This is a genomic window from Shewanella algidipiscicola, from assembly GCF_900380485.1.
GTDB lineage: Bacteria > Pseudomonadota > Gammaproteobacteria > Enterobacterales > Shewanellaceae > Shewanella > Shewanella algidipiscicola.
The window spans coordinates 780293-803980 of the sequence record NZ_OXJV01000001.1 but is presented as its reverse complement, the minus strand read 5'-3'; the positions used below and the strand labels follow the sequence as shown (position 1 = coordinate 803980).

The following is a 23688-nucleotide window of genomic DNA, read 5'->3' as shown; positions in this document are numbered from 1 at the left end:
AAAAAGCGCAGTCATGACTGCGCTTTTTTATGACTTTTGCAATTGAAATCAATGGCTCACTGAGTACCATGCTGAGTCATTTTAGACTGAACAAGGCGCGCAGAGCTAATGGGATATTAAGCGTTAAGCCTTGCCGCGACCAAAGAGGCGTCAGGCATGTTTGCCGCGCCAAGACGCTCAACCGCTAACGAGGCATAGGCGTTGGCATATTTAGCCGCCTCATGCAGCGTACTGCCCTTGGCAAGCTCGGCCACCAATGCGCCATTAAAGGCATCGCCGGCACCAGTGGTGTCGACCACGGCGCTTTTTAACACATCAACTTGGGTAAATTGGCCATTTTCATAGAGTAATACCCCATCGGCGCCACGCGTTATCACCACAGAGCTAACCCCTAAAGCATGTATCGCGATTGCAGCTTGCTTAGCACTTTCTAAGTCGGTGACTTCAATGCCAGTCATGAGAGAGGCTTCAGTTTCATTTGGGGTTATCATATCCACCAAAGGCAGTAACTCAGGGGTTCTGTCATGGTATGGTGCGGGGTTGAGGATCACTTTTGCGCCGCTCTCCTTGGCGATACTCATTGCTAACTTGATAGCATCAAAATTGGTTTCAAGTTGGGTAAGAAACAGCTCTGCATTGATAATATGATGCTTGGCCGCGTGCACTTCATCGGCGGTGAGGGTCATATTCGCGCCTTCATTCACCGCAATCATATTTTCGCCGGCTTGCTCGCTGACATAAATGAGCGCGGTTCCTGTAGGGCTGGTGGATGACTCGACAATAATGGTGTTGGCTATGCCAGTACTGCTTAGGTGTTGGCGGGCAAATTGACTAAATTGGTCGGTACCAATTTTGGTCATAAAGGTGATGTTAGCGCCATTTTTCGCGGCAGCATAAGCTTGGTTGGCCCCTTTGCCACCGGCACCAATACTGCTACTGCTTGAATGCAGCGTTTCACCTGGTTGAGGGAAGCGCTCTAGGTTCGCAACGATATCGACATTGAATGAGCCAAGTACAAATACATTATGTTTCATTTTTCTTAATCTACCTTGGGTTGAATCGAGTCCTAAGGTGTCGCTCAGCAAGTTGTGTTCTATCAATTGTGCCAGCATGGCATCCAAACTGTACTTTTTGATATCCACCCCTTCAGACTGACAGACGCCGCCATGAATTCGTTTTACTAGGCCGTCTTGTTCCAGTTGGGCGAGATCACAGCGAACCGTCTTGGCTGTTACCGTGAGTAATCTGGAGAGTTGTTGGTTAGACAGCTGTTTATGCATGCTAAGTAGCTTGAGAATAACAGCTAGCCTTTCATTTCGACTTAGTTTGTTCATGGTAGAATATAGTTGTTCTGCGGCAGATAAATTGTGATAGAGGTGAGAGCTTAACACGTAAAACGAACGATTTGGTTCGTTTGGGGCGTTGAGCGTTTATTTTAACAGTTGGCTTGAGTGAGAATCATCCGTGACGGGCTGCGGGGAAGCCTGAAATGGGCAAGGGGGGATAGATGAATCTGGGCATGGTTATTGAATGAATTTGTCGATATCTTCTGTGCTGGCGCCTTCATTACACTCACCACGGATCTCTCCTCGCCCCATTTCGATGATACGGCTCAATTCGATAAAGCCATCACGGCAATATCCTGTCATGGTAATGGTTTTTTCAAGCCCTAATTCAATTTGCTGTGTCCAGTTAGACAGGTCGGGTACGGCGTTATTGCTTCTGCCTTGTTGGCGTTCTATTTGTCTTATCCGCTGCGGATGTGGTTGGGCTAAGGTTGGTAATGTGGCGTATTTTATTTTATAAGTGAATAGCTTAATGCCATCACCTTTAATTTGGGTTTGGAACTTGTCTTCCACTTTGATATCGAAATCATCGACACTACGCTGACTGGCGGTGCATGCGCACAGCATTGATAACCCGATGAGAATGACGGCATTTTTTATTTGCATGATTTTATTGTCTTTATATGCATTTATTTAAATGTGGCTCGAGGATAACCTAAATTGGGTCATTTCGCATCTATCGCCTGTTATCACTGTTGACACCTTAGTATCTCTTGGTCGCGTCACCTGCGGAGGATAAATTTATTGGCCTATTGAGCTGGTGGGATGTAGATAGCGTAGCAGGGTGATGTAAGCAGCGTTACAAGTGACCTTAAAAGCTGATGTGAAAAAATGATGCGCGTTAGTCAGGGGGGATAAACGCGCGGGAAAAGTATTACGCGAAGCGTTGGTTAAGGTAGTTAATGATGTCTGAAGATTCATACATCCAGTGTACTTGACCATTTTCTTCTATGCGTAAACAGGGCACCATGGCTTTACCGCCTTGTTCTAGCAGTGTTTGTTGGTGTTCGGCTTGTTTAGCATCGACGGTCGCGATATTCAGGCCCTGACGACGAATAGCACGGCGCACTTTGACACAAAATGGACAGGCTGGATATTGATATAGCTGTATGTTGCGAGTCTGCTCATCGATTTTTGTTTGTTCTGCTATGGGGCGTTGGCGCTTCTTGGGAGCAAAAATGAAATTAAAAAACAGAATAATACGACCTAAAACCCAACGAACGATAAACATTGACAGCATCCTCATGTAATTTGATGGGCGCGATTTTAACCTAAGTGTGACCGGGATCAAAGTGATGATTGAGCTGGCTGTATTATCGGGGCCTTGAAATAACGCTTGTTTGGGTTTGCGGCACTTGTTGATGTGTTAATCGTTAAAGCATGCCGATAATGGCGGAGCAAAGGCCAACAGGGCTTGATCTTAAAAGCCTAACCCCCATGTTATTTCCATGGGGCGGAGGAGTAAAGGCCACTTGTTACTCAATGGCTTATGGCGTGGCTTATGGTAAGATACGCGCGTTTTTAGACATCAAAGCAGGTTGTCGACAAGTTGCTGTTAACCTTGGTCGTTGGAGAGAAGATACGTTGAACAAGAGCTTTATTACAAATTTACTCGCTGGCGCAGTGATGGCAACAGGCTACTTATTGGCTTCCCCTGTGATGCTCAATGTCGGATTATTTGCCCTGTCGGGCGCCTTAACCAACTGGCTTGCTATCCATATGCTGTTTGAAAAGGTGCCCGGTTTATATGGCAGTGGGGTGATACCTGCTCGGTTTGAAGAGTTTAAAGCGGGCATTGCCCATTTGATGATGGAGCAGTTTTTTACCGACGAGAATATCGATAAATTCTTGTCTCAGCAGGGCGATGGTGCGTCGCACATTAACTTAACCCCTATCATTGAACGCGTGGACATGACCCCCGCATTTGACGCGCTAGTGACCACGGTTGAACAATCATCTTTGGGCGGCATGCTCGCCATGTTTGGTGGCACTGATGCCATTGAACCATTAAAGGCGCCTTTTATTGAGAAGATGAAAAACTCACTGATAGAGATAACTCAAAGTGATGATTTTTATGCGCTATTAAAGCAAGAGATTGAGCAGCCTGATGTATTGGCCGAATTGAAAGCTAAAATCACCGCGATAGTACACCAGCGTCTTGAAGAGTTAACCCCACAACTGGTGAAACAAATTGTTCAAGAGATGATAAAAAAACACTTAGGGTGGCTTGTCGTGTGGGGTGGGGTGTTTGGTGGTTTAATTGGTTTAGTCGCCGCCTTGATTGCCTAAGTAAACGCTTGGATGTCGATAAAAAAAGAGAGCTTAGGCTCTCTTTTTTGTTTAGTCATTAACGTGTTATCTGTGTTAATGTTTTATCTACTGCTATCGACAATATGAGGCGATTATGGACGCTCCCTTAAGCATTAATTATTTAGAAATTCCGGTGTTAGCCATGGCACCCACTAAAACGTTTTTTAGTGACGTGTTCGGTTGGCAATTTGTCGATTATGGTGACAGTTATAGCTGTTTCATTAATGCAGGCATAAACGGCGGCTTTTACTTAAGCGAACAGCACTTTGACTTAAGCCAAGGTGCGCCCTTGATCGTGATCTATTCGGCGCAACTGACCCACACATTGGCCGAGGTGGAGCGGGCGGGAGGCGTGATCTCCAAGGCGATATTTTCCTTTCCCGGCGGCCGTCGTTTTCACTTTAAGGACCCCAACGGTAACGAATTTGCGGTTTGGTCACAATAATATGCCACATTGTATCATTGAGTATTCGGCGCCACTGGCGCAGCAGTTCGATATCAACGCCTTAGTCCAAGCCGTGCATCAAGGGGCGATTAATTCAGCCTTATTTGAGTCATCGGCCATTAAGTCGCGTAGTTACGCCAGTGAGCATTCACAAATCGGCATGTTAGCCGATGGCAGTTTTATCCATCTCACTTTTCGTATCATGCCCGGACGCACTGATGCGCAAAAGCAGCATTTAACCCAGAGTGTCTATCAAGCCATGGCAAGCTTAACCGCTTCGGTCAACAGTATTACCATGGAAGTACATGACTTGGTGCCTGAGCACTATTTTAAGCGCAGCATGCCTTGCGAATGAGATTAGGATTATCGATATAAAAAAGAGACCTTAAGGTCTCTTTTTTAGTTTGCGATGTGATACTTATCGCTTAAGCATACGCGCTTTCATGTACCGACTGTACTGCACGGCCAGAAGGGTCGATGATGCCTTGTAAGCTCTCATCCCAAGCCAGCGCTTCAGGCGTCGAGCAGGCCACCGACTTGCCGCCAGGCACAGTTTCTGCTGCTGAAGGCAGTGGGAAGTGTTCTTCGAAGAAACAACGATAGAAGTAAGCTTCCTTCGTTTCGGGCGTGTTGTATGGGAATCTAAATTTGGCGTTAGCCAGTTGTAGATCGTCAACCTGCTGCGCCGCATGATCTTTAAGACCATCGATCCAAGAGTAACCTACACCATCACTGAACTGCTCTTTTTGACGCCATGCCACTTCTTTGGGCAGTTTGTGCTCAAATGCCTGGCGTAAAATATGTTTCTCGATGCGGCCATCTTTTGACATTTTAGCTTCAGGGTTGATGCGCATGGCGGTATCGATAAACTCTTTATCAAGAAACGGCACGCGAGCCTCGAGCCCCCAGGCCGCCATGGCCTTGTTGGCGCGTAGGCAGTCAAATAGGTGTAGCTTGTCCAATTTACGCACTAACTCTTCATGGAAGGCTTGGGCATTAGGCGCTTTATGGAAGTAAAGATAACCGCCAAATAGCTCATCGGCGCCTTCACCTGACAATACCATTTTTATTCCCATAGCTTTGATTTTACGAGCCATTAAGTACATTGGCGTGGCTGCGCGAATGGTGGTGACATCATAGGTTTCAAGGTGGTAGATCACATCTTTAATCGCATCTAATCCATCTTGGAAGGTAAAGGTGATCTCATGATGTATGGTGCCAATGGCATCGGCCACTTTTTTAGCCGCCAGCAGATCCGGCGCGCCTTCGAGCCCAACAGCAAATGAATGTAACTGTGGCCACCATGCATCGCTAGCACCATCATCTTCGATGCGGCGTTTAGCAAAGGTTTGGGTGATAGCTGAGATGATTGATGAATCTAATCCACCCGATAGCAATACGCCATAGGGCACATCAGACATCAGCTGACGCTTCACAGCAGCTTCGAGGGCATCGCGTAGCTCATCGACGCTGGCGTCGTTGTGCTCTACTGCGCTAAAAGATTGCCAATCACGCTGATAGTACTGCTCGTAACCTGCTGGGGTCAGTAAGTGGCCCGGCTTAAATTCTTCCACGGTTTTACACACAGGCATTAGTGCTTTCATTTCAGATGCGATATAGAAGTTACCTTCTGCGTCGCGGCCAGTGTATAGCGGAATGATCCCCATATGGTCGCGACCAATTAAATAGGTATCTTGGGTTTTGTCGTACAGCACGAAAGCAAAAATACCGTTTAATTTATCTAAAAATGCGCTGCCATATTCTTGGTATAGCGCCAAAATCACTTCGCAATCTGAGTTGGTTTGATAACTGTACTTATCGCCTAATTCAGCTTTGAGTTCTTTGTGGTTATAGATCTCACCGTTGACAGCAAGAATAAGCGTTTCATCGTCAGATAACAGTGGCTGTGCGCCATGTTCGATATCGACAATGGCTAAACGTTCATGGGCTAAAATGGCCTTATCACTGCTGTAGATCCCTGACCAATCAGGACCACGATGGCGCAGTAGTTTGGACATCTCTAGTGCCACTTGACGTAGTGGAGTCGCATCGGACTGAATATCTAAAATGGCGAATATTGAACACATAACAAAAACTCCCAAAAACTCACTTAACCTCAATTGCCAACCACTTTGACAGCATTTTATCTATTTGCCAAACCTATTTTTTAATAAAACGTCGGTTTTATAGGTTTTTTAGTGACTATTTGCATGGTTATTTGGGGTGTAAAATGATGATTGTTTATTTTAATGGCGATTTTTGTGGTTAATCACTATTTGGGTCGGGTTTTTGATGCCGAGATTTTGACAATCTTAAATTGACTCGCAGTTTATGATGTTATGGCCAATGTTGGTGGGTAAATGAGCTATTTGTATGGTGTGATGATTATCTATACAGCAAAGGCTTCAATGAGAAGCCTTTGACAATCTAGTGAGTTGAAACATGTCAGTAAGCGTGAGTGAGTCTGTGGCCTAGGCCACTAGCATTACTGCATGCCTTGGGCTGTTACATTTTCTGGCCTTTGCGGCGTGTTGGCTGCCTGGGTCTTGGCTGGGCGTAAATGGTGAAACTCAGTGCCTGGGTAGTAACCGGGCCTGTCGTCACTATTAGCAAGCGTTTGTGCTGCCTGATAGTAGACGCCTAAATCTTGCAGCGCGCCAGAAAGATCCCAATCGGCACGGTATTCATCGCACACATTGTGATAACAGCCTTTCATCTTTTCTTTCATTGATGCACGGTAGGCTTTAGACACTTCATCGGCAGGTTCATTACCTCCACCGGCAAAGACGGCTGGTACACCATATTGGGCGAAGCTGAAGTGATCAGAGCGGAAAAAGCCACCAGCTTCAGGACGGGACTCGCTAACTGCGATACGTTGCTGAGTACTAGCTGCGGTTGCAAGATAGCTTTCCAGTTCTGATTTACCTTTACCTACTATGGTGTAATCACTGGTGCGGCCATAAATGTTGGTGCTATCTAAGTTAAATACCGCCACAGTGTTTGTTAAAGGGTAGAGTGGATTAGCAGCATAATAACGAGAACCAAGCAGACCTTGCTCTTCACCTGTGGTGGCGACAAAGGTTAACGAACGCTGCAAGGGGTTGCCCTCACTCGCTTGTTTGGCAAATTGGCGGGCAATTTCCAATATGCCAGCAATGCCTGAAGCGTTATCTAAGGCGCCATTGTATATTTGGTCACCCCCTTTACTGGCATCGACGCCGATATGATCCCAGTGGGCAGTGAAGAGGATCTGCTCAGCCTTAGCTTGGCTGCCCGGAAGCGTGGCGACCACGTTATAGCTGTTAGTGTATGTGGCTTGATTGGCAAAGGCGATATCGGCAGTTTTGTCCAGTGCCACATTGATGGGGCCGCTTGCGGCGCGGTCAGTTAATGTGGCTAGCGATAACCCCGCGGCGTCAAACAGTGCCTTGGCGTTAGTTTGGGTTATCCAGCCCTCAACTTGTACGCGCTGTGCTTGAGTGGCGCTGTCTAATACTAAATCTTGTTGAGCGCCGGTCCAGCTATTTTCTACCACAGACCAAGGGTAAGCCGCAGGCTGGGTATCGTGCACTATAATGGCGCCCAGTGCACCTTGGCGGCTAGCCTCTTCAAATTTATAGGTCCAGCGACCATAGTAGGTCATGGCTTTGCCAGTAAATTTCCCCGAATCGGGTAGGGCAAAACCAGGATCGTTGACTAAGATCAGCGCGATTTTTCCGCGCATATCAACTCCTTGATAATCGTTCCATTGATATTCTGGCGCGTTGATACCATAGCCGACAAAAACCAGCGGGGCGTCCTTGATATTCACTTGTTGGTTATCGTGGCGACTGCTAAGCACTATGTCTTGACGATAATGCATTGTGATACCTGCAAGGCTAACTTGTTGCTGTTCGCTGGCGGTATAGCTCACCATAGGTACAGATTGCAGATAACTGCCATCGTTCGCCCCAATGAGTCCAGCCGAGGCAAAGGCGGTACTGAGATAGTCTAACGTGAGTTGCTCACCACGCGTGGTTGGCGCTCGACCTTCAAAGGCGTCTGATGACAGGGTTTGGATATCTTGACGAAATCGCGTTTCGTTAAACTCTGGCGTGTTTAACGCAGTGTGTATCTCTGTCGGGTTTTGGCTACAGGCGCTGAGTATTATCAGCGCGCATGCGGGCAGGAGTAATCGCATCTCATATCCTATTTTTATTGTTATTTATGACGGTAGTTTGAGCTTTATTGAGCGCGATCATTATGGTTCTAAGTGGTGTGAGTTGACATGAATAATGTCAGTGGCGCTCAATATTACTGCTGGGACATGATGGGGAAGATGGCACACTTTAGCAAGTGAGCCATCTGATTAAAATGTTACGCTTTATGACTATGGGTTGATTGATTAGATAACGTCGATGTCACCGGCGCAGTCAAAAATATGGTTAGGTCTAAAGGGCTCTTTTTCGATATCTTTGAGCTGACTGACACCGCTGGTCACTAAGATGGTTTCGAGACCTGCTTGGAACCCAGCTAAGATATCGGTACGCATGTTATCCCCAATGATAACCGTGTTTTCAGAATGGCCATTGATGTGGTTGAGTGCACTGCGGATGATCCACGAACTGGGCTTACCGACGCAAAAAGGTTTACGGCCGCTGATGCGTTCAATCGGCGCACATAAGGCGCCGCAGGCCGGGCTATAGGCTGGGCCGTGAGTGTCTGGATTTGTGGCAATAAAACGGGCTCCACCAGCCACAAACTGTGCGGCTTTATGGATCATGTCCCAGTTGTATGAACGAGTTTCACCCACAATCACAAAGTCAGGATTAATGTCGGTAATGGTAAAGCCGGCTTTGTATAACTCGTGAGTCAAGGCACCTTCACCAATGACATAGGCTTTATCACCCGATTGATGCTTAAGAAAGTCAGCAGTGGCCATGGCCGAAGTGTAAAAACAGGCTTCTGGAACATTGATGCCAGCAGCGCCGAGGCGGTTTTGCAGATCTTTACCGGTTTGTACGGGATAGTTGGTGAGGATGACTAACGGATTGCCCTGTTCTAGGATCCGCTCTATAAAGATATCACTTCCCGGGATAAGCTTGTTGTTATGGAGTAATACACCATCGATATCGCAAATTACATTTTTCATCTTTGCTTCCATGTGGCTAGCAGAAATTAACTCCTCTCCATCTAAAACCAATTAAGCAGTAAAAACAATACTCACAGGCCAATTCTTTAAAATGCCTAGGGCCTGTTGATCTTTGCTGGTTGAATGTTGCTCGAGACAAAAACGTGTTAATCGAGGCGAGTGGATTGCAGCCTAGTCATCTAAGCAAAATTCACTTAACAAAGAGTAAAACGTTTTTAGCCGACCCCTTCGGGCAGTGTTTGTTGGGTATTTTTACTGCGTTCTCAGCTTGTTATGTAGAATCACTACACCACAAAGCTTCTGCCTTGTATAAATACCCAGCAACTCGCTGTAAAAACAACCTTGAAAGATCAACAGGCCCTAGCAAAGAAGCCCCCGCTTTTACTGTGCCAGTAATAAAAAAGAGACCCTAAGGTCTCTATTTTATTACTGGCGTTATCTATGGCCCGTTAATCGGCGGCATAGCCCATAACATCGAGCGGTTTACTGTCGAGATAAGCAGCGCCATCTTTCATGATTAGGCGGTTTTGACTAAACCATTTAACCACGAGTGGATAGATAGCATGCTCTTGCTCATGAACGCGCTCGGCAAGGGTTGTGGCATCATCTTCTGGGTAAATCGGCACTTTGGCTTGCAAAATAACCGGTCCCGCATCGAGTTCAGGTGTGACAAAATGCACGCTGGCACCGTGCTGACTGTCACCGGCGTCGATTGCCCGCTGGTGGGTGTGTAGCCCGGTGTATTTGGGGAGTAAAGAGGGATGAATATTGATCATTCGCCCCTCAAATTGCTGCACAAATTCATCGGTTAATATCCGCATAAAGCCTGCCAGTACGATAAGATCGGGTTGATACTTATCGATAGCTTGCTTCAGGCGAATATCATAATCGCTGCGGGTTTCACCTTGGTGCGCTATCACACAACTGGTATCTATCTCACTGTGATGGGCACGTACAAGGCCATAAGCATCGGGTTTATTACTGATAACACCAACGACTTCGGCATTTACATTGTCATCACAGCCATCGATAACGGCTTGTAAATTACTGCCATTACCTGAGATTAAAACTAATACGCGACAGCACTGGGGCATTAGATGATCTCCACTTGCTCTTCGTCGCCATTGCGGCTAGCAATGTCACCGATTAGCCAAGCGTTTTCACCTTCAGCTTTTAGCAAACGTAAAGCACTGTCTACTTGATCTTGTGGCAAGGCGATAATCATGCCCACGCCACAGTTAAAGGTACGGTACATCTCAAATTCGGCGATGTTACCATTGACCATTAACCAGTTAAATACGGTTGGCCACTGCCAAGAATCACCTTTAACCACAGCTTTGGCGGTATCAGGCAGTACGCGTGGGATATTTTCCCAGAATCCGCCGCCAGTAATGTGTGCCATGGCGTGGATATCATTTTGCTCAAGCAGCTTAAGCAGCGGCTTAACGTAAATTTTGGTCGGCTCGAGTAGGTGATCGATAAGCGGCTTGCCATCAAGGTCTTGCTGCGGATCGGCTTGGCTTACTTCAAGCACCTTACGAATAAGCGAGTAACCATTTGAGTGCGGGCCGCTCGAACCTAAAGCGATAAGTGCATCACCGGCGACCACTTTAGCGCCGTCTAGCACATCTTCTTTTTCAACTACGCCAACACAGAAACCGGCCAGATCGTAATCTTCGCCTTCATACATGCCAGGCATTTCAGCGGTTTCACCACCGATCAATGCACAACCTGATTGGGCACAACCTTCGGCAATACCATTGACGACAGAGGTTGCCGTTGCAACATCCAGTTTGCCAGTGGCGTAGTAATCGAGGAAGAACAGTGGCTCTGCGCCGGCAACGATTAAATCGTTCACGCACATGGCCACTAAATCAACACCGACACTGTCGTGTTTTTTGTAATCGATGGCCAGTCTAAGCTTGGTACCTACACCATCGGTGCCAGAAACAAGAACTGGATGTTTGTACTTAGTTGGTAGCTCGCAAAGGGCACCAAAGCCACCGAGGTTGCCCATAACTTCTGGGCGGTGGGTACGTTTTACAGCAGATTTGATATTGTCTACCAGGGCGTTGCCTGCGTCGATATCAACACCTGCGTCTTTATAGCTTAGTTGGGTAGGAGTGCTCACGGAGGATCCTCTCGGGTACATCGTTATTGGATTTTTATGCGCCGCATTCTATCAGTTTGTGGAGGCGCTCGAAAGTGATGATTTTGAATATTGAAACGGACTTAGCTCACGATTTACCGTGTTTATAAAACTTTATGTTTTCCAATTTGGACAAATCTACTAAAATCGGTGCAATTTGCTCAAAAAACACAAATATGCATCAGGAGAAAACGATGAAAGTAGTCGAAGTTAAACACCCTTTGGTCCGTCATAAAATTGGATTAATGCGTGAAGGGGATATTAGTACTAAGCGTTTTCGCGAGTTAGCAGCAGAAGTAGGAAGCTTATTAACCTATGAAGCGACCGCAGACTTTGAAACTGAGAAAGTGACCATTGACGGTTGGAATGGTCCAGTTGAAATCGATCAAATTAAAGGTAAAAAAGTCACTGTGGTGCCTATTTTACGTGCGGGTTTAGGCATGATGGATGGTGTACTTGAGCACGTACCGAGTGCGCGTATTTCGGTAGTTGGTCTTTACCGCGACGAAGAAACCTTGCAGCCAGTGACTTACTTTGAAAAGTTAGCCAGCAACATGCATGAGCGTATCGCGCTTGTGGTCGACCCTATGTTGGCAACGGGCGGGTCAATGATCGCCACTATCGACTTATTAAAAGCCCGTGGTTGCACCTCAATTAAAGCCTTGGTGTTGGTCGCTGCGCCAGAAGGTGTTGCTGCACTAGAGAAAGCCCATCCTGATATCGAGCTATTTACTGCATCTATCGATGATTGCCTCAACGAGCAAGGTTATATCTTGCCAGGTCTGGGTGATGCTGGTGATAAAATTTTCGGCACTAAATAACATGCGGACGGTGTAAACCGTGTGGCGATAAAAAATCCGATGCCATTGGTGATCGGATTTTTTTTATTTTATTGTGTGCTATCGAGTCTGCTATTGAGCCGTAATGATTGCACGATTAGGCTTTATCTCTTCTGTCGCCAATCACCTTAGCCGGATTACCTGCCACAATCGCATAATCAGGCACATCTTTAGTGACGATACAGCCCATGCCGACCACGGCGCAGTTGCCAATCGTGACACCATCGACGATGCCGGCCTGAGCTCCTATCCATACATCTTTGCCGATAACGATGCCCTTTGAGTGGGCATTTTGCTGGTAGATGGGCATGGTGGGCGACATGCCATGATTAAAGGCGTAAATGGTGACGTTATTGGCGATGCGGGTTTGGTCGCCAATAATAATTTTGCCACGTCCACCATCGAGCGAGCAGCCGTGATTGATCGCCACCTCGCGACCTAAAATGATCGGCCCATGTAAAAAACAATCGGCGGCTATCATGCATTGGTCGCCAATAATAATATCGCGCCCGGGCTCAGCAAACAGCTGCGCCTGTGGCGCAATAAAGCAGTGTTTACCTATGCTAACGGTTTCAACCGCCATCAGGTGCTGTTGAATGGCTGCTTGCCAGGGTTGAGCCCAGCTTAAATGTTTCGGCTTAAGTGAAAAATAGAGCCAAGGCATGTAAGCGAGACGCTGTTTGTGCTGGGCTTGATAATCGATAATGTCAGTCATGGTCAGTCATCTAAACAGGTTTTTGCACATTGGAAGGGCGGATCGCCTCCACGTGAATAGAACCATCTATCACTCGCCAGAGAATATCTAAATCATAGAGCGCCACCTGATATTGCTTGGGATCGGCCTTGGCTCTTTTATAAGCTGGACGTGGATCTTGGGCTAGGACTCCCTCAATTATGGCTTGCAGGTTAGGGTACTGGCTTTGCTGGTACTGGCTCAGTTGCTGCTGCACGGTATCGGTAAAATGCACCTTGGCTAAGATAGGTGCGTCATGGGCGATACCGCCTTGGGCGTCATCAATCGCATCTGAAAAAGGGATGTAAGGTTTAATGTCTATGATGGGCGTTCCATCGAGCAGATCCATTGCTGAGATCTCAAGCATCACTTTGCCTTTTTGTTGGTGGATCCCATGCAGTTTCACTACCGATTGCCCGATGCCATTAGGGCGAAACGTGGATCGAGTGGCAAACACCCCTAGCTTTTCATTGCCGCCTAACCTTGGCGGTCTAACCGTGGTTTTCCAGCCTTGAGCTAAGTTTTCATGAAAGCTAAATAACAGCCAAATATGCGAGTATTGCTCTAATCCACGCACGGTATCGATATGATTAAATGGAGGCTGTAGTTCGACAAACCCCCTAGCGGCACTGACCAGCCCTGGTTGTCTTGGAATGCCGAATTTTTGTTTATAAGGGGTGTGGCAAATGGCCACCGCCTGAATTTTGCTGCTAAAAGTCATTCAACTCGCTCGGTTAACCGCAAGATAATATGAAGCTTGGCTTCATCGGTAAAGGGCAGGGAACTAAAGCCTGATTGATAAGGCTTTAGTTTACCTTGACTCCTGCCAAGGTTTTATTTGTCTGTGTTGGTTTGAATCAGAATGGCTTGGCCTACGCACAAGGTTTGAGTTACGCAGGTTTTGCTGGGCTGGTCAAACATCACACATCGTTTAATGAGCAGACCATTGGCGCCTTTATCGGCGGCGGCGTAGCGTGCTGCTGTGCGTGCTGCTCCCATGGAGGCAGGCGCATCATTTGGGCGCTCTTGGCAAGATTCGCCCTCGACCATACCTTTGAGTTCATAAGGCACTGTTGGCTCAGTACCCTCTGGATAGAGGGTGACCTCTCCCACTTTAAAATAGTCGTTAATGGCTTGGCCATCTAAATTGCTATTAAAAGTGTATTCACTGGCGCAACCAGCAAGGAGTAAAGCAAATAGGGCAAGGGTGATTTTTTTCATGCTAATGGCCTGTGTATGTTGTGGCAGTCAAATGTCAGTTCATCATTCACATTGTACTGTTTAAGGTAGAAATACTACCGTTTTAGTTAAGCTTGATAAAGTTGTTGTTGGTGATTGTTCTCATCTATCTTAATCATAAGCGGAAAAATGGCTTTGAACGAGATCGATAAGACACCTTAAAAATAACCAGCTTGATTATCGCCTGCGTGAAATTATTGAGCTTCTGACGGTGAACGGGATAAGCCATGAGCGGGGCGAATAAACCATATTTGCGTATGTGAGTGTAAAATTGGCCTTGTAAGCGTCGTCTATATTGTCGCGGCCCCATTATTTTCCTCGTGTTAATAATAGCCTTAAGTTAACGATTGGCCATGATGTTATATCGATTATGATTCAGTAATAACAGGCGTAAAGTGGGGTTGTAGCGGCATGAAAGCGTGTAGGTAAATTATCGCTTCAAATTTTAATGTGTAAACACCATAGTGACATTAAGCGCGGCTCATCTGAAAAGCTATGTCCATCCATTGACCATTAACACAGCCCCTAATTCAACGCCAAAGTGAAAGACTTTAAATAAATATAGATATTGGCGTTATGGGGCGAACAAAACATTGCCGATCACTGTCCTATATGCCATGTCTATGTGCCGTTTCATCGGGATAAATTCATCGATGATTCATTTATGGATCGATTCACTACTCGAGGTGATATTATTAAACCCCTGCACTTATTAAGTGTATTAATGCATTTGTCTTGTGAATCTCTTTATTTTTATCTGTGGTCAGTCACATTTGTAGGCGCTGAACTGTCAGCATTGCCATCATCTATAGATAGAGGAGGGCAATGCTAGCGATAACAAGCCGATTATTGGACATTCGAGTGTGATGAACCGACTGGCAGTTTTAACATGGTTGATAACTCGCTTTTTTCTGTGTTGATTCACTTCATTGCTTCAATCAATATCAACACCTTTTATATTGACTTTATATGCGTTTCATTAGTTATGTTTCACCATTTGACATAAAGTTATGATGACTGTTTTCGTTTGTCTCTAATACTGCGGTAAGCGCTAAAGTCGTCTTGTTAGGGTCGTTATCATGCTGGTAATTTTGCAGTCCTGAGTGTCCTAATAATTAGTCACTATCGCTATTCCCCTTGAGCATTTACTATAGTCGCAACGATAATTTAAGGTATATATATCAACAGTATAACCGTCTGTTGATGTCTAGTGTAATGTGTTATTGCTAGATTCCACAGCCACGTGTGAGCAGGGCTTCTTAGGTGTCATATTTTTACTTGGTATTGATTTAAAAGTAAAAGGACTTAGATTTAGAAAGCAATCACCCTTTCGACACGAACCCATTTTAAATTAGCTAGAGAAGTTGAGTCCATGTATGCAGCGATTAAATGGTGTGGGTATAAGGTTTTTGCTAAAAGTTATTATTGGAGATATCTGAAGGAGGGATAAAAAGAATATTAGCAACGCTTAATTTGCTTAGTATACTGTTTCTTATAAAAAACAAGCCAACGCATAAACGTTGGCTTGCTGCTATTAAATCACTGCTGATGATCTCAGCAATGTTCGTTTGTGCGACTAGATAAGAAACTCTTCTAGGCTACGGCCTTTTTCTAATTCATTTTTAAATACGGTTGGCGTTCGACCTTGACCTGTCCAAGTGATGGTTTCACCATCGACTTCGATTTTATATTTAGGTGGACGAGGTGCGCGTTTTTTCGGTGCACTTTTAGCAGCTACAGCGCCTAAATCATCAACTGATAAACCAACGGCTTCCATTTGAAGACGGATCTCTTCAATTTTAGCATTGCGTTCAGCGATAGCTGCGCTTTCTTCTTCAGCCTGCTTCTCTTTATCGGTAATAATCTTTTCTAGTTTGCTGGCAACATCTTTTAAGTCTTCTACTGATAACTCTTTTACCGCAGCTTTAAAACGACGGCCATGCGTCAATATATCTAGAAATTCGCTCATATTATGGTGTCCCACTTAAATATAATTGTGAATAGGATTTCAGTGATAATAATAGAAACTAATACCGTCTTAATCAAACGAATTAAATAATTATTTTGCTATATATAGTCATTTTATTAATGCAGAGTCTAATTTCATTAAAATTGATGGGGAAAAGTGAACGTAGTCCCTTTTATATTGACGTTTTGTGTCATTTTTCGTTTGTAGATTTCTCGTTGCGTTCTTGTTGACGTTAACGTCAACAGCACGTAAAGTGGCTTAAGTTTGTGATAGTTTTGCTATGCACTTTTTTATTCAACATAAAAAGATAGTAAGAAGGAAGCCTTATGAAAGTATTGGTGCCAGTTAAACGCGTCGTCGATGCCAATGTGAAGGTCAGGGTGAATGCTGACAATAGCAACGTCGATACCGCAAATCTTAAAATGGCGATTAACCCATTTTGTGAAATTGCCGTAGAAGAAGCGGTTCGGTTAAAAGAAGCGGGTATTGTCACTGAAATCGTCGTGGCAACTATAGGCCCTAAGGCTGCCCAAGAGCAACTGCGAACCGCCATGGCATTGGGTGCCGATCGTGGTATTCATGTCGAAACTGACGAAGCACTTGCGCCGCTTTCCATTGCCAAGCTGCTTAATGCGATTCAGGCCCAAGAGCAAGCGCAGCTTATTTTACTGGGCAAGCAATCTATTGACGGCGATAACAATCAGACCGGCCAGATGTTGGCAGCATTAGCTGGCATGCCGCAAGCGACTTTTGCTTCAGAGGTGAAGGTCGAGGGTGACACTGTGGTGGTGACTCGCGAAATCGACGGCGGACTACAAACGTTGAAGATGCCACTGCCAGCTATTATTACGACAGATCTACGTTTGAACGAGCCTCGTTACGCCAAATTACCCAATATTATGAAAGCAAAACGCAAACCACTGGAGACCATCACTGTCGACAGTCTTGGCGTTGAGCTAAAGCAGCATCAGAACGTGTTAAAAGTCACTCCACCTGCAGAGCGTAAGGCGGGCGTGATGGTGGCTTCTGTTGAGGAGCTGGTTGAAAAGCTAAAAAATGAAGCGAAGGTGATCTAATGGCGATTCTAGTAATAGCAGAACATGATAACACGAGTCTAAAACTAGACACGGCCAAAGTGGTAGCGTGTGCACACCAAATTGGTAGCGATGTGGATCTATTAGTCGCCGGTGAAAACTGTGCCACTGTGGCCCAGGCGGCTAAGCAATTGAGCGGTGTGCGCAATGTGTTAGTGGCTGACAATGGCGCTTATGCCCATGGCATCGCCGAAAACTTAGGGGCGTTAGTGGTCTCTATCGCCAACGATTATCAACATATTTTGGCTTCGGCCTCGAGCCTAGGTAAAGATGTGCTTCCTCGCGTGGCTGCCTTGCTTGATGTGGCACAACTGTCTGAAGTGGTTGAAGTGGTCAGTGAAGATACCTTTGTGCGCCCAATTTATGCTGGTAGCGCGATGGCAACCGTGCAGAGTTTAGATGCCATCAAGGTGATGACGGTACGCGTGAGTGCATTTGACGCCGTAAGCAATGATGGCGTAGCAGCCGAGCAAACTCTTGGTGGTGTTTTTACCAGTAATGTTGAATTTGTTTCACAAACATTGACTGAATCAGAGCGCCCAGATTTAGGCGCTGCATCGGTTGTGGTGTCGGGCGGCCGTGCAATGGGCAGTGCTGAGAATTTTGCGATATTAGAGCAGCTTGCTGATAAATTGGGTGGCGCTTTAGGGGCATCTCGTGCGGCGGTGGATGCGGGTTATGTGCCTAACGATCTGCAAGTGGGACAAACGGGTAAGATTGTTGCGCCAGATCTGTACATTGCCGTTGGGATCTCGGGTGCGATTCAACACTTGGCTGGGATGAAGGATTCTAAGGTGATTGTGGCTATCAACAAGGATCCAGAAGCGCCTATTTTCCAAGTGGCCGATTATGGTTTAGAAGCCGATCTGTTTGATGCAGTACCTAAGTTAGTGGCACTTCTTTAATTAATTGTAAGTACTTAGTGAACGTCTTGGTGTTCATTTAAAACTTAGTGTGATATAGATCACGTTGGGCGGCTTTAAGGTAGCATCCTTAAAGCCGCTTGTGTTTTTATGTGCGTCACGCCTGCCGATAGTGAAATTGGTAGGCGTCCTGAGACGTAGAGGTGCATTAAATATTAGTAGTATTCGTTAGGGTGATGCCGTATAGCGAATAGGAAAGGATTTGATGCCGAAGTGGTTGAGTTCATCAAAGCTCACTGCTGGGGCTGTCATCGAATAGAGGCAGCACTGCCATAGTGCTTTTTATCCGGAATGATAAAAAGAAGGTATACCGACAACTGGTATCACTATGGAGCGCTACTGATAGGACAGGTGTAATATCTTTTGCTATATCCCACCAGTTCAGTTGCCCTCCATTCGTATTTTAACGAAGACAATATAAAACAATGACAACTTTGAGTTACGCCGATTCGGCGCTTTCCTTGCTGCCCCCTGTGGTGGCTATTTTGCTGGCGATTTTTACTCGTCGAGTATTACTTTCGCTTGGGGTGGGCATTCTGCTTGGTGCGGTTTTTATTACCGATTACTCAGTAGTAGACTCAGGACACTACCTTACTAAGCAGGTGACAGGGTTATTTTGGGACGATGGCGCCCTAAATAGCTGGAATGTCTATCTTCTTGGCTTCCTTATCTTGCTAGGGATGATCACTGCGTTGATCACTGTCAGCGGCGCTGCTAAGGCATTTGCCGATTGGGCTCGTCAGCATATTCGTAATAAACGAGATGCTAAGTTGCTGACCATGTTTTTAGGTTGCGTGGTTTTTATTGACGATTATTTCAATAGTTTAGTTGTCGGCAGTGTGGCAAGGCCGTTAACGGATCGCTATTACATTTCGCGCAGTAAACTGGCCTATCTGCTGGATTCGACCGCAGCCCCAATCTGCGTTATCTCACCAGTATCGAGTTGGGGGGCGTATATTATTGCGCTGATTGGCGGTATTTTAACGGCACATGGTTTTGCCGATACGGGGCATCTAAGCGTGTTTATTCAGATGATCCCGATGAACTTCTACGCCATCTTTGCGCTGTTACTCCTATTATGTGTCGCTTTTATGGGGCTCGATGTTGGCCCCATGCGCCAGCATGAGCTTAACGCCCAAAAGGGCCATCTGTATGATGAATCTAAAGGGCTACCACCAGGGGCCAATAGCGATCTGCCTGAAGCCGATTCGGGGAAAATTTCAGGATTATTTTTACCCATTACCGTACTGGTTGCCGCCACTATCTATTTTATGATCAGCAGCGGTGCCGATGCGTTAGCTGCCGAAAATCTGCCATTTACCTTAATTGGCGCCTTTGAAAAGACCGATGTGGCTTCATCACTGTTTTTTGGGGCGATCATTGGCTTGGTGGCCACATTACTGTTAGTGCTCAGTCAAGGCTTAGATAAATCATTAATCCTTAAGGGGATGATTGCGGGCGCACGCTCTATGTTACCTGCTATCTATATCTTACTGTTTGCCTGGACGATTGCCGGTGTGATTGGTCAGATGGAAACGGGTAAATATATGGCCAGCCTAGCTACGGGTAATATCCCCTTTGCATTACTGCCTGCGGTATTATTTATTTTGGCCGGATTGACCGCGTTTTCAACGGGCACCAGCTGGGGCACGTTCGGCATCATGTTGCCGATTGCCGCCGATATGGCCATGGGCACCCACACCAATATGATGCTACCTATGCTGGCAGCTGTATTAGCGGGCGCGGTATTTGGCGATCACTGCTCACCGATCTCCGATACCACCATTTTGTCGTCAACAGGCGCCAATTGTCATCACATCGACCATGTATTAACTCAGTTACCTTACGCGCTTATTGTCGCCGGGATAAGCTTAGGTGGCTATGTGGTGCTAGGCTTTACCGAATCGCTGGCTGCAGGCTTAGGTGCCAGCAGTGTGCTGTTTGTGATAAGTGTGGTTGTACTTCGCTATCAAGCCGCAAAGCCGACGATATAATCATGTTCCGCTAGGGCGAAACCAGTGATAAAAAATGCCGCTAATCATAGCGGCATTTTTATGGGCGTTGCATGAGTCACTGTAGTGTAAACCGCAAGGCTCAGTGTATTTACGCAGTAACCTTACGCGCTTATTGTCGCCGGGATATGCTTAGGTGGCTATGTGGTGCTAGGCTTTACCGAATCACTGGCTGCAGGCTTAGGTGCCAGCAGTGTGCTGTTTGTGGTAATTGTGCTGTTTGTGATAAGTGTGCTTCGCTATCAGGCCGCAAAGCCGACGATATCATCATGATCCGCTAAGGCTAAATCAATGATAAAAAAATGCCGCTAATCATAGCGGCATTTTTAATGGGCTTAGCGTGAATAGCTTTAGTTTAAACCACGACGCTTAAGTAACGCTTCTGTGGTCGGTGCTTGTCCACGGAAGGCTTTGTAGGCTTCCATTGGTGGCACACTGTTACCCACTTCACGAATGGTCTTACGGTACTTCATGCCAATGTCGCGGTTTAATCCACCTTGGGTTTGCACGTAGGCGAACGCATCGGCCGCTAAGATCTCACTCCACATATAGGCGTAGTAACTGGCCGAGTATCCACCGGGGAAGGCATGAGCAAAATAGGTCGACTTATAGCGTGGTGGTACGGCAGCGATATTGATGCCATGTTTTTCCAGCGCGTTAGCTTCGAAATTCGCTACATCTTGTAATGGTGCGTCAGCAGGTAGTGAGTGCCATTCTAAATCTACTAATGCGGCGGCCATATACTCTAGGGTATCGAAGCCTTGATTGAAGCTGCGCGATTTAAGTAATTTTTGCAGCAATTCATCAGGGATCACCTCACCAGTCTCATAGTGCTTAGCATAGTTAGCTAACACCTTAGGGTGGGCTGCCCAGTCTTCTTCGAAAGTCGATGGGAACTCGACAAAATCACGAGAGACCGCAGTGCCCGATAGGCTAGGGTAAGTGACTTTAGAGAACATACCGTGAGTGCCATGACCCAATTCGTGGAACATAGTGGTCACTTCATCGTAGCTAACGAAGGTGGGCTCTCCCTCTGGCGCCTTCTTGATGTTCATCACGTTAACCACCACAGGCTTATTGTTAAGCAGTTTTGATTGCGCTACAAATGAGCTCATCCATGCACCGCCACGCTTGCCTTCACGGGCAAAGTAATCGCCGTAGAAAATCGCCATCGAAGTCCCGTCAGTATCAAACATCTCATAGGCTTTCACATCTTCATGGTACACAGGAAGATCGGGACGGGGCTTAAAGGTCACGCCGTAAAGCGATTCCAGTGTGAAAAATACGCCGTCAGTTAATACTCGATTGAACTCGAAATAAGGCTTGATGGAACTTTCATCAAGATTAAACTTCTCTTGACGTACCTTTTCGGCATAAAACGCCCAGTCCCATGGCGCTAGGGTAAAATCGCCACCGGTTTTATTGATCATCGCCTGAATATCGTCGGCTTCTTTTTGAGTATTAGCGACAACGGCTGGCACCATAGAGCCAAACATCTTGTAAACCGCTTCGGGATTTTTAGCCATCTGCGGTGCTAGGCGATAGTCAGCCCAGCTCTTGTAGCCCAGTAGTGCGGCGCGCTCGGCGCGAAGTTGTGCAAGACGAGCAACCAATGAAGCCGTTTCGTTTTCACCCTGCATACCTCGGGTCGATGAGGCTTGCCATACACGCTGGCGTAACTCACGGTTTTCAAGCTTAGCTAATACAGGTTGGCGCGTAGTATTGGTGATGCTAAGCAGGTATTTGCCTTCATGGCCTTGAGCCGCTGCATCGGCTTTGGCGGCGCGAATTTCACTGTCAGACAAGCCCGCTAATTGATCGACATCATCAACAACCACCGCAATCTCTTTGGTCAGGCGCATTAGGCGCTGGCTAAATTCATTGGTCAGTGTCGATTGTTCTTCATTAAGCACGCGAATTTGTGCTTTTTGCTCATCGGTTAATTTGGCGCCAGCCATGACAAAGCGTTGGTGATAAACCTCGATGAGGCGTACTTCCTCGTTGGTCAAACCTAAGGTGCTGCGCTGTTGATAGAGGCTGTCGATGCGAGCGAATAATGGTGCGTTAAGGTGAATATTGTCTGAATGAGCGGCCATTTTGGGCGCCATTTCACCTTGGATTTTACGCATTGTTGGGTTGCTATCTGTGCCCGCCAAGTTATAAAACACCTTTGAAGCACGGTTTAGCAGTTCGCCGCTGGTTTCTAGTGCGACTATGGTGTTTTCAAATGTTGGTGCTTCGCTGTTATTGGCAATCGCGAGTACTTGTTGATAATGCTCTTTAATGCCTTGTTCTAGCGCAGGTTTAAAATGCTCATCCTTAATGATGTTAAAATCAGGCGCTTGATATTGAAGCGCACTGGGTTGCATTAACGGATTTTGAGTTTGAACCGCTGCGGCAGAAGGCGCTTGAGTTTCATGGATTGAGCAGCCTGTAAGGGCAATCGTGGCCGCGATAGACGCAGCAAGTAATGTTTGGCGCATGTGTATAAGAACCTTCAATTGTTGTCTTGTTATTATTTACTCGCGTTTAAAGTAGCAAGTTTGAATTAAAATTGTCTTAAGCAACTTTGAGTTTGCTCAGATATTTTACTCAAATTTAATAGTTAACAATACCATTAATCTGCTTTGTTAGGGAAGTGTCAGCAATGTTTTGTGGTTCACAACTAGGGTAATTGAACCAGTTTATAGCTGCGAAATAGGACTAATTAGTGTTAAAATGTGCCCTCAAAATAATCATAGGAATAACTCAGTTGGCGCAGCTCTATTTTTACTATTCTGCGATGAATGCAGGTAAATCGACCTCTTTACTTCAGTCATCTTATAATTATCGCGAGCGCGGTATGCACACTTTAGTGATGACAGCGTCAATTGACGATCGTTATGGCATAGGTAAGGTGGCGTCACGTATCGGTATTGAGACTGACGCGCAAGTGTTCAGTGCTAGCGATAATTTATCCGCGATGATCCAGCGTGCTCATCAACAACAACATTTACACTGTATCTTAATCGATGAATCACAATTTCTCAGTAAAGAACAGGTAAAACAATTAACTTATGTAGTTGATATTTTAGATATTCCAGTATTGTGCTACGGGCTTAAAACCGATTTCCAGGGTGAGCTTTTTAGTGGTAGTCAGTACCTGCTTGCTTGGGCCGATAAGCTGGTCGAGCTAAAAACTATTTGTCATTGCGGTCGAAAAGCCAACATGGTCGTGAGACTCGACGGTGAAGGCAAGCCCATGAAAGAGGGTGAGCAAGTGGCGATTGGTGGTAATGAAAGTTACGAGTCTGTTTGTCGTAAACATTTTCGTGAGTTTTTGTGGGATTAAATTAACTAGGGGTGAAATAGCGGCTGATTGTCTTTTAGTGATATACCTCTCCTCCACCTTGTTACACCATAATTACGATTACTCATTAGGCTGCGTGAATATGCGGCCTTTTATCTGTGATTGTCAGTTAGGAAATGAATAACTGTGGGGTGTTAAATAATAGCCAC

21 protein-coding genes and 1 riboswitch are annotated in these 23688 nt (G+C 46.0%); of the genes, 8 read left to right on the top strand and 13 right to left on the bottom strand.

What is annotated here, in order from left to right; all coding sequences use genetic code 11:
• Positions 1-116: 116 nt before the first annotated feature.
• From rbsK to DN599_RS03580, 3 genes are all read right to left on the bottom strand, one after another.
• A complete protein-coding gene (rbsK, locus tag DN599_RS03590) occupies positions 117-1280 on the bottom strand; it encodes a ribokinase (RefSeq protein WP_239473212.1) in 1164 nt (387 codons plus the stop codon).
• Positions 1281-1523: 243 nt separating this feature from the next.
• Positions 1524-1952 carry a hypothetical protein gene (locus DN599_RS03585; protein ID WP_110456260.1) on the bottom strand — a complete coding sequence of 143 codons (429 nt, stop codon included), beginning with the start codon at positions 1950-1952 and terminating at the stop codon, positions 1524-1526.
• Positions 1953-2220: 268 nt separating this feature from the next.
• Positions 2221-2577 carry a glutathione S-transferase N-terminal domain-containing protein gene (locus tag DN599_RS03580; protein ID WP_110456259.1) on the bottom strand — a complete coding sequence of 119 codons (357 nt, stop codon included), beginning with the start codon at positions 2575-2577 and terminating at the stop codon, positions 2221-2223.
• Positions 2578-2930: 353 nt separating this feature from the next.
• Here DN599_RS03580 and DN599_RS03575 point away from each other — a divergent pair, with 353 nt between their 5' ends.
• From DN599_RS03575 to DN599_RS03565, 3 genes are all read left to right on the top strand, one after another.
• Positions 2931-3635, top strand: a complete 705-nt coding sequence (locus DN599_RS03575; protein ID WP_110456779.1) for a DUF445 domain-containing protein — start codon at positions 2931-2933, stop codon at positions 3633-3635.
• 115 nt (positions 3636-3750) lie between these two features.
• Positions 3751-4101: a VOC family protein gene (locus tag DN599_RS03570; protein ID WP_110456258.1), complete on the top strand. Its 351-nt coding sequence runs from the start codon at positions 3751-3753 to the stop codon at positions 4099-4101.
• 1 nt (position 4102) lies between these two features.
• On the top strand, positions 4103-4456 hold the full coding sequence (locus DN599_RS03565) for a 5-carboxymethyl-2-hydroxymuconate Delta-isomerase (protein ID WP_110456257.1): 354 nt from the start codon (positions 4103-4105) through the stop codon (positions 4454-4456).
• A gap of 70 nt (positions 4457-4526) precedes the next feature.
• Here the strand turns inward: DN599_RS03565 and asnB are convergent, their stop codons facing one another.
• The 5 genes from asnB to purM form a co-directional block, all read right to left on the bottom strand.
• Positions 4527-6188: an asparagine synthase B gene (gene asnB / locus DN599_RS03560; RefSeq protein ID WP_110456256.1), complete on the bottom strand. Its 1662-nt coding sequence runs from the start codon at positions 6186-6188 to the stop codon at positions 4527-4529.
• Between the two features lie 398 nt (positions 6189-6586).
• On the bottom strand, positions 6587-8281 hold the full coding sequence (locus tag DN599_RS03555) for a M28 family metallopeptidase (protein ID WP_110456255.1): 1695 nt from the start codon (positions 8279-8281) through the stop codon (positions 6587-6589).
• Between the two features lie 204 nt (positions 8282-8485).
• The gene (locus tag DN599_RS03550) at positions 8486-9232 is read right to left on the bottom strand and encodes an HAD-IIA family hydrolase (protein WP_110456254.1); all 747 of its coding nucleotides are present in this window, start codon (positions 9230-9232) and stop codon (positions 8486-8488) included.
• Positions 9233-9681: 449 nt separating this feature from the next.
• Positions 9682-10326: a phosphoribosylglycinamide formyltransferase gene (gene purN, locus DN599_RS03540; protein ID WP_110456252.1), complete on the bottom strand. Its 645-nt coding sequence runs from the start codon at positions 10324-10326 to the stop codon at positions 9682-9684.
• On the bottom strand, positions 10326-11363 hold the full coding sequence (purM, locus tag DN599_RS03535; protein WP_110456251.1) for a phosphoribosylformylglycinamidine cyclo-ligase: 1038 nt from the start codon (positions 11361-11363) through the stop codon (positions 10326-10328). Before purM ends, purN begins: the two co-directional genes overlap by 1 nt.
• A gap of 212 nt (positions 11364-11575) precedes the next feature.
• Here purM and upp point away from each other — a divergent pair, with 212 nt between their 5' ends.
• Complete coding sequence (gene upp, locus DN599_RS03530; protein ID WP_110456250.1) at positions 11576-12202, top strand: uracil phosphoribosyltransferase; 627 nt, start codon at positions 11576-11578, stop codon at positions 12200-12202.
• 115 nt (positions 12203-12317) lie between these two features.
• Here the strand turns inward: upp and DN599_RS03525 are convergent, their stop codons facing one another.
• The 4 genes from DN599_RS03525 to DN599_RS03510 form a co-directional block, all read right to left on the bottom strand.
• Positions 12318-12935, bottom strand: a complete 618-nt coding sequence (locus tag DN599_RS03525) for an acyltransferase (protein ID WP_110456249.1) — start codon at positions 12933-12935, stop codon at positions 12318-12320.
• Positions 12936-12945: 10 nt separating this feature from the next.
• Positions 12946-13674, bottom strand: a complete 729-nt coding sequence (gene tsaA / locus DN599_RS03520; protein WP_110456248.1) for a tRNA (N6-threonylcarbamoyladenosine(37)-N6)-methyltransferase TrmO — start codon at positions 13672-13674, stop codon at positions 12946-12948.
• Positions 13675-13787: 113 nt separating this feature from the next.
• The gene (gene rcsF, locus DN599_RS03515; RefSeq protein ID WP_110456247.1) at positions 13788-14174 is read right to left on the bottom strand and encodes an Rcs stress response system protein RcsF; all 387 of its coding nucleotides are present in this window, start codon (positions 14172-14174) and stop codon (positions 13788-13790) included.
• Positions 14175-15768: 1594 nt separating this feature from the next.
• A complete protein-coding gene (locus DN599_RS03510; RefSeq protein ID WP_110456246.1) occupies positions 15769-16161 on the bottom strand; it encodes an H-NS histone family protein in 393 nt (130 codons plus the stop codon).
• 326 nt (positions 16162-16487) lie between these two features.
• Between DN599_RS03510 and DN599_RS03505 the strand changes: the two genes are divergently transcribed.
• The 3 genes from DN599_RS03505 (at position 16488) to DN599_RS03495 (ending at position 20172) form a co-directional block, all read left to right on the top strand.
• Complete coding sequence (locus tag DN599_RS03505; RefSeq protein WP_110456245.1) at positions 16488-17237, top strand: electron transfer flavoprotein subunit beta/FixA family protein; 750 nt, start codon at positions 16488-16490, stop codon at positions 17235-17237.
• Complete coding sequence (locus DN599_RS03500) at positions 17237-18160, top strand: electron transfer flavoprotein subunit alpha/FixB family protein (protein WP_110456244.1); 924 nt, start codon at positions 17237-17239, stop codon at positions 18158-18160. Before DN599_RS03505 ends, DN599_RS03500 begins: the two co-directional genes overlap by 1 nt.
• Before the next feature lie 148 nt (positions 18161-18308).
• A riboswitch (Lysine riboswitch) is annotated at positions 18309-18525 on the top strand.
• A 78-nt stretch (positions 18526-18603) separates the two neighbouring features.
• A complete protein-coding gene (locus tag DN599_RS03495; RefSeq protein ID WP_110456243.1) occupies positions 18604-20172 on the top strand; it encodes a Na+/H+ antiporter NhaC family protein in 1569 nt (522 codons plus the stop codon).
• A gap of 368 nt (positions 20173-20540) precedes the next feature.
• Here DN599_RS03495 and DN599_RS03485 read toward each other — a convergent pair whose 3' ends face one another.
• Positions 20541-22673 carry a M3 family metallopeptidase gene (locus DN599_RS03485; protein ID WP_110456242.1) on the bottom strand — a complete coding sequence of 711 codons (2133 nt, stop codon included), beginning with the start codon at positions 22671-22673 and terminating at the stop codon, positions 20541-20543.
• Positions 22674-22942: 269 nt separating this feature from the next.
• Between DN599_RS03485 and DN599_RS03480 the strand changes: the two genes are divergently transcribed.
• Entirely contained in the window at positions 22943-23521 is a 579-nt protein-coding gene (locus tag DN599_RS03480) for a thymidine kinase (RefSeq protein WP_110456241.1), read from the top strand.
• Positions 23522-23688: the final 167 nt, after the last annotated feature.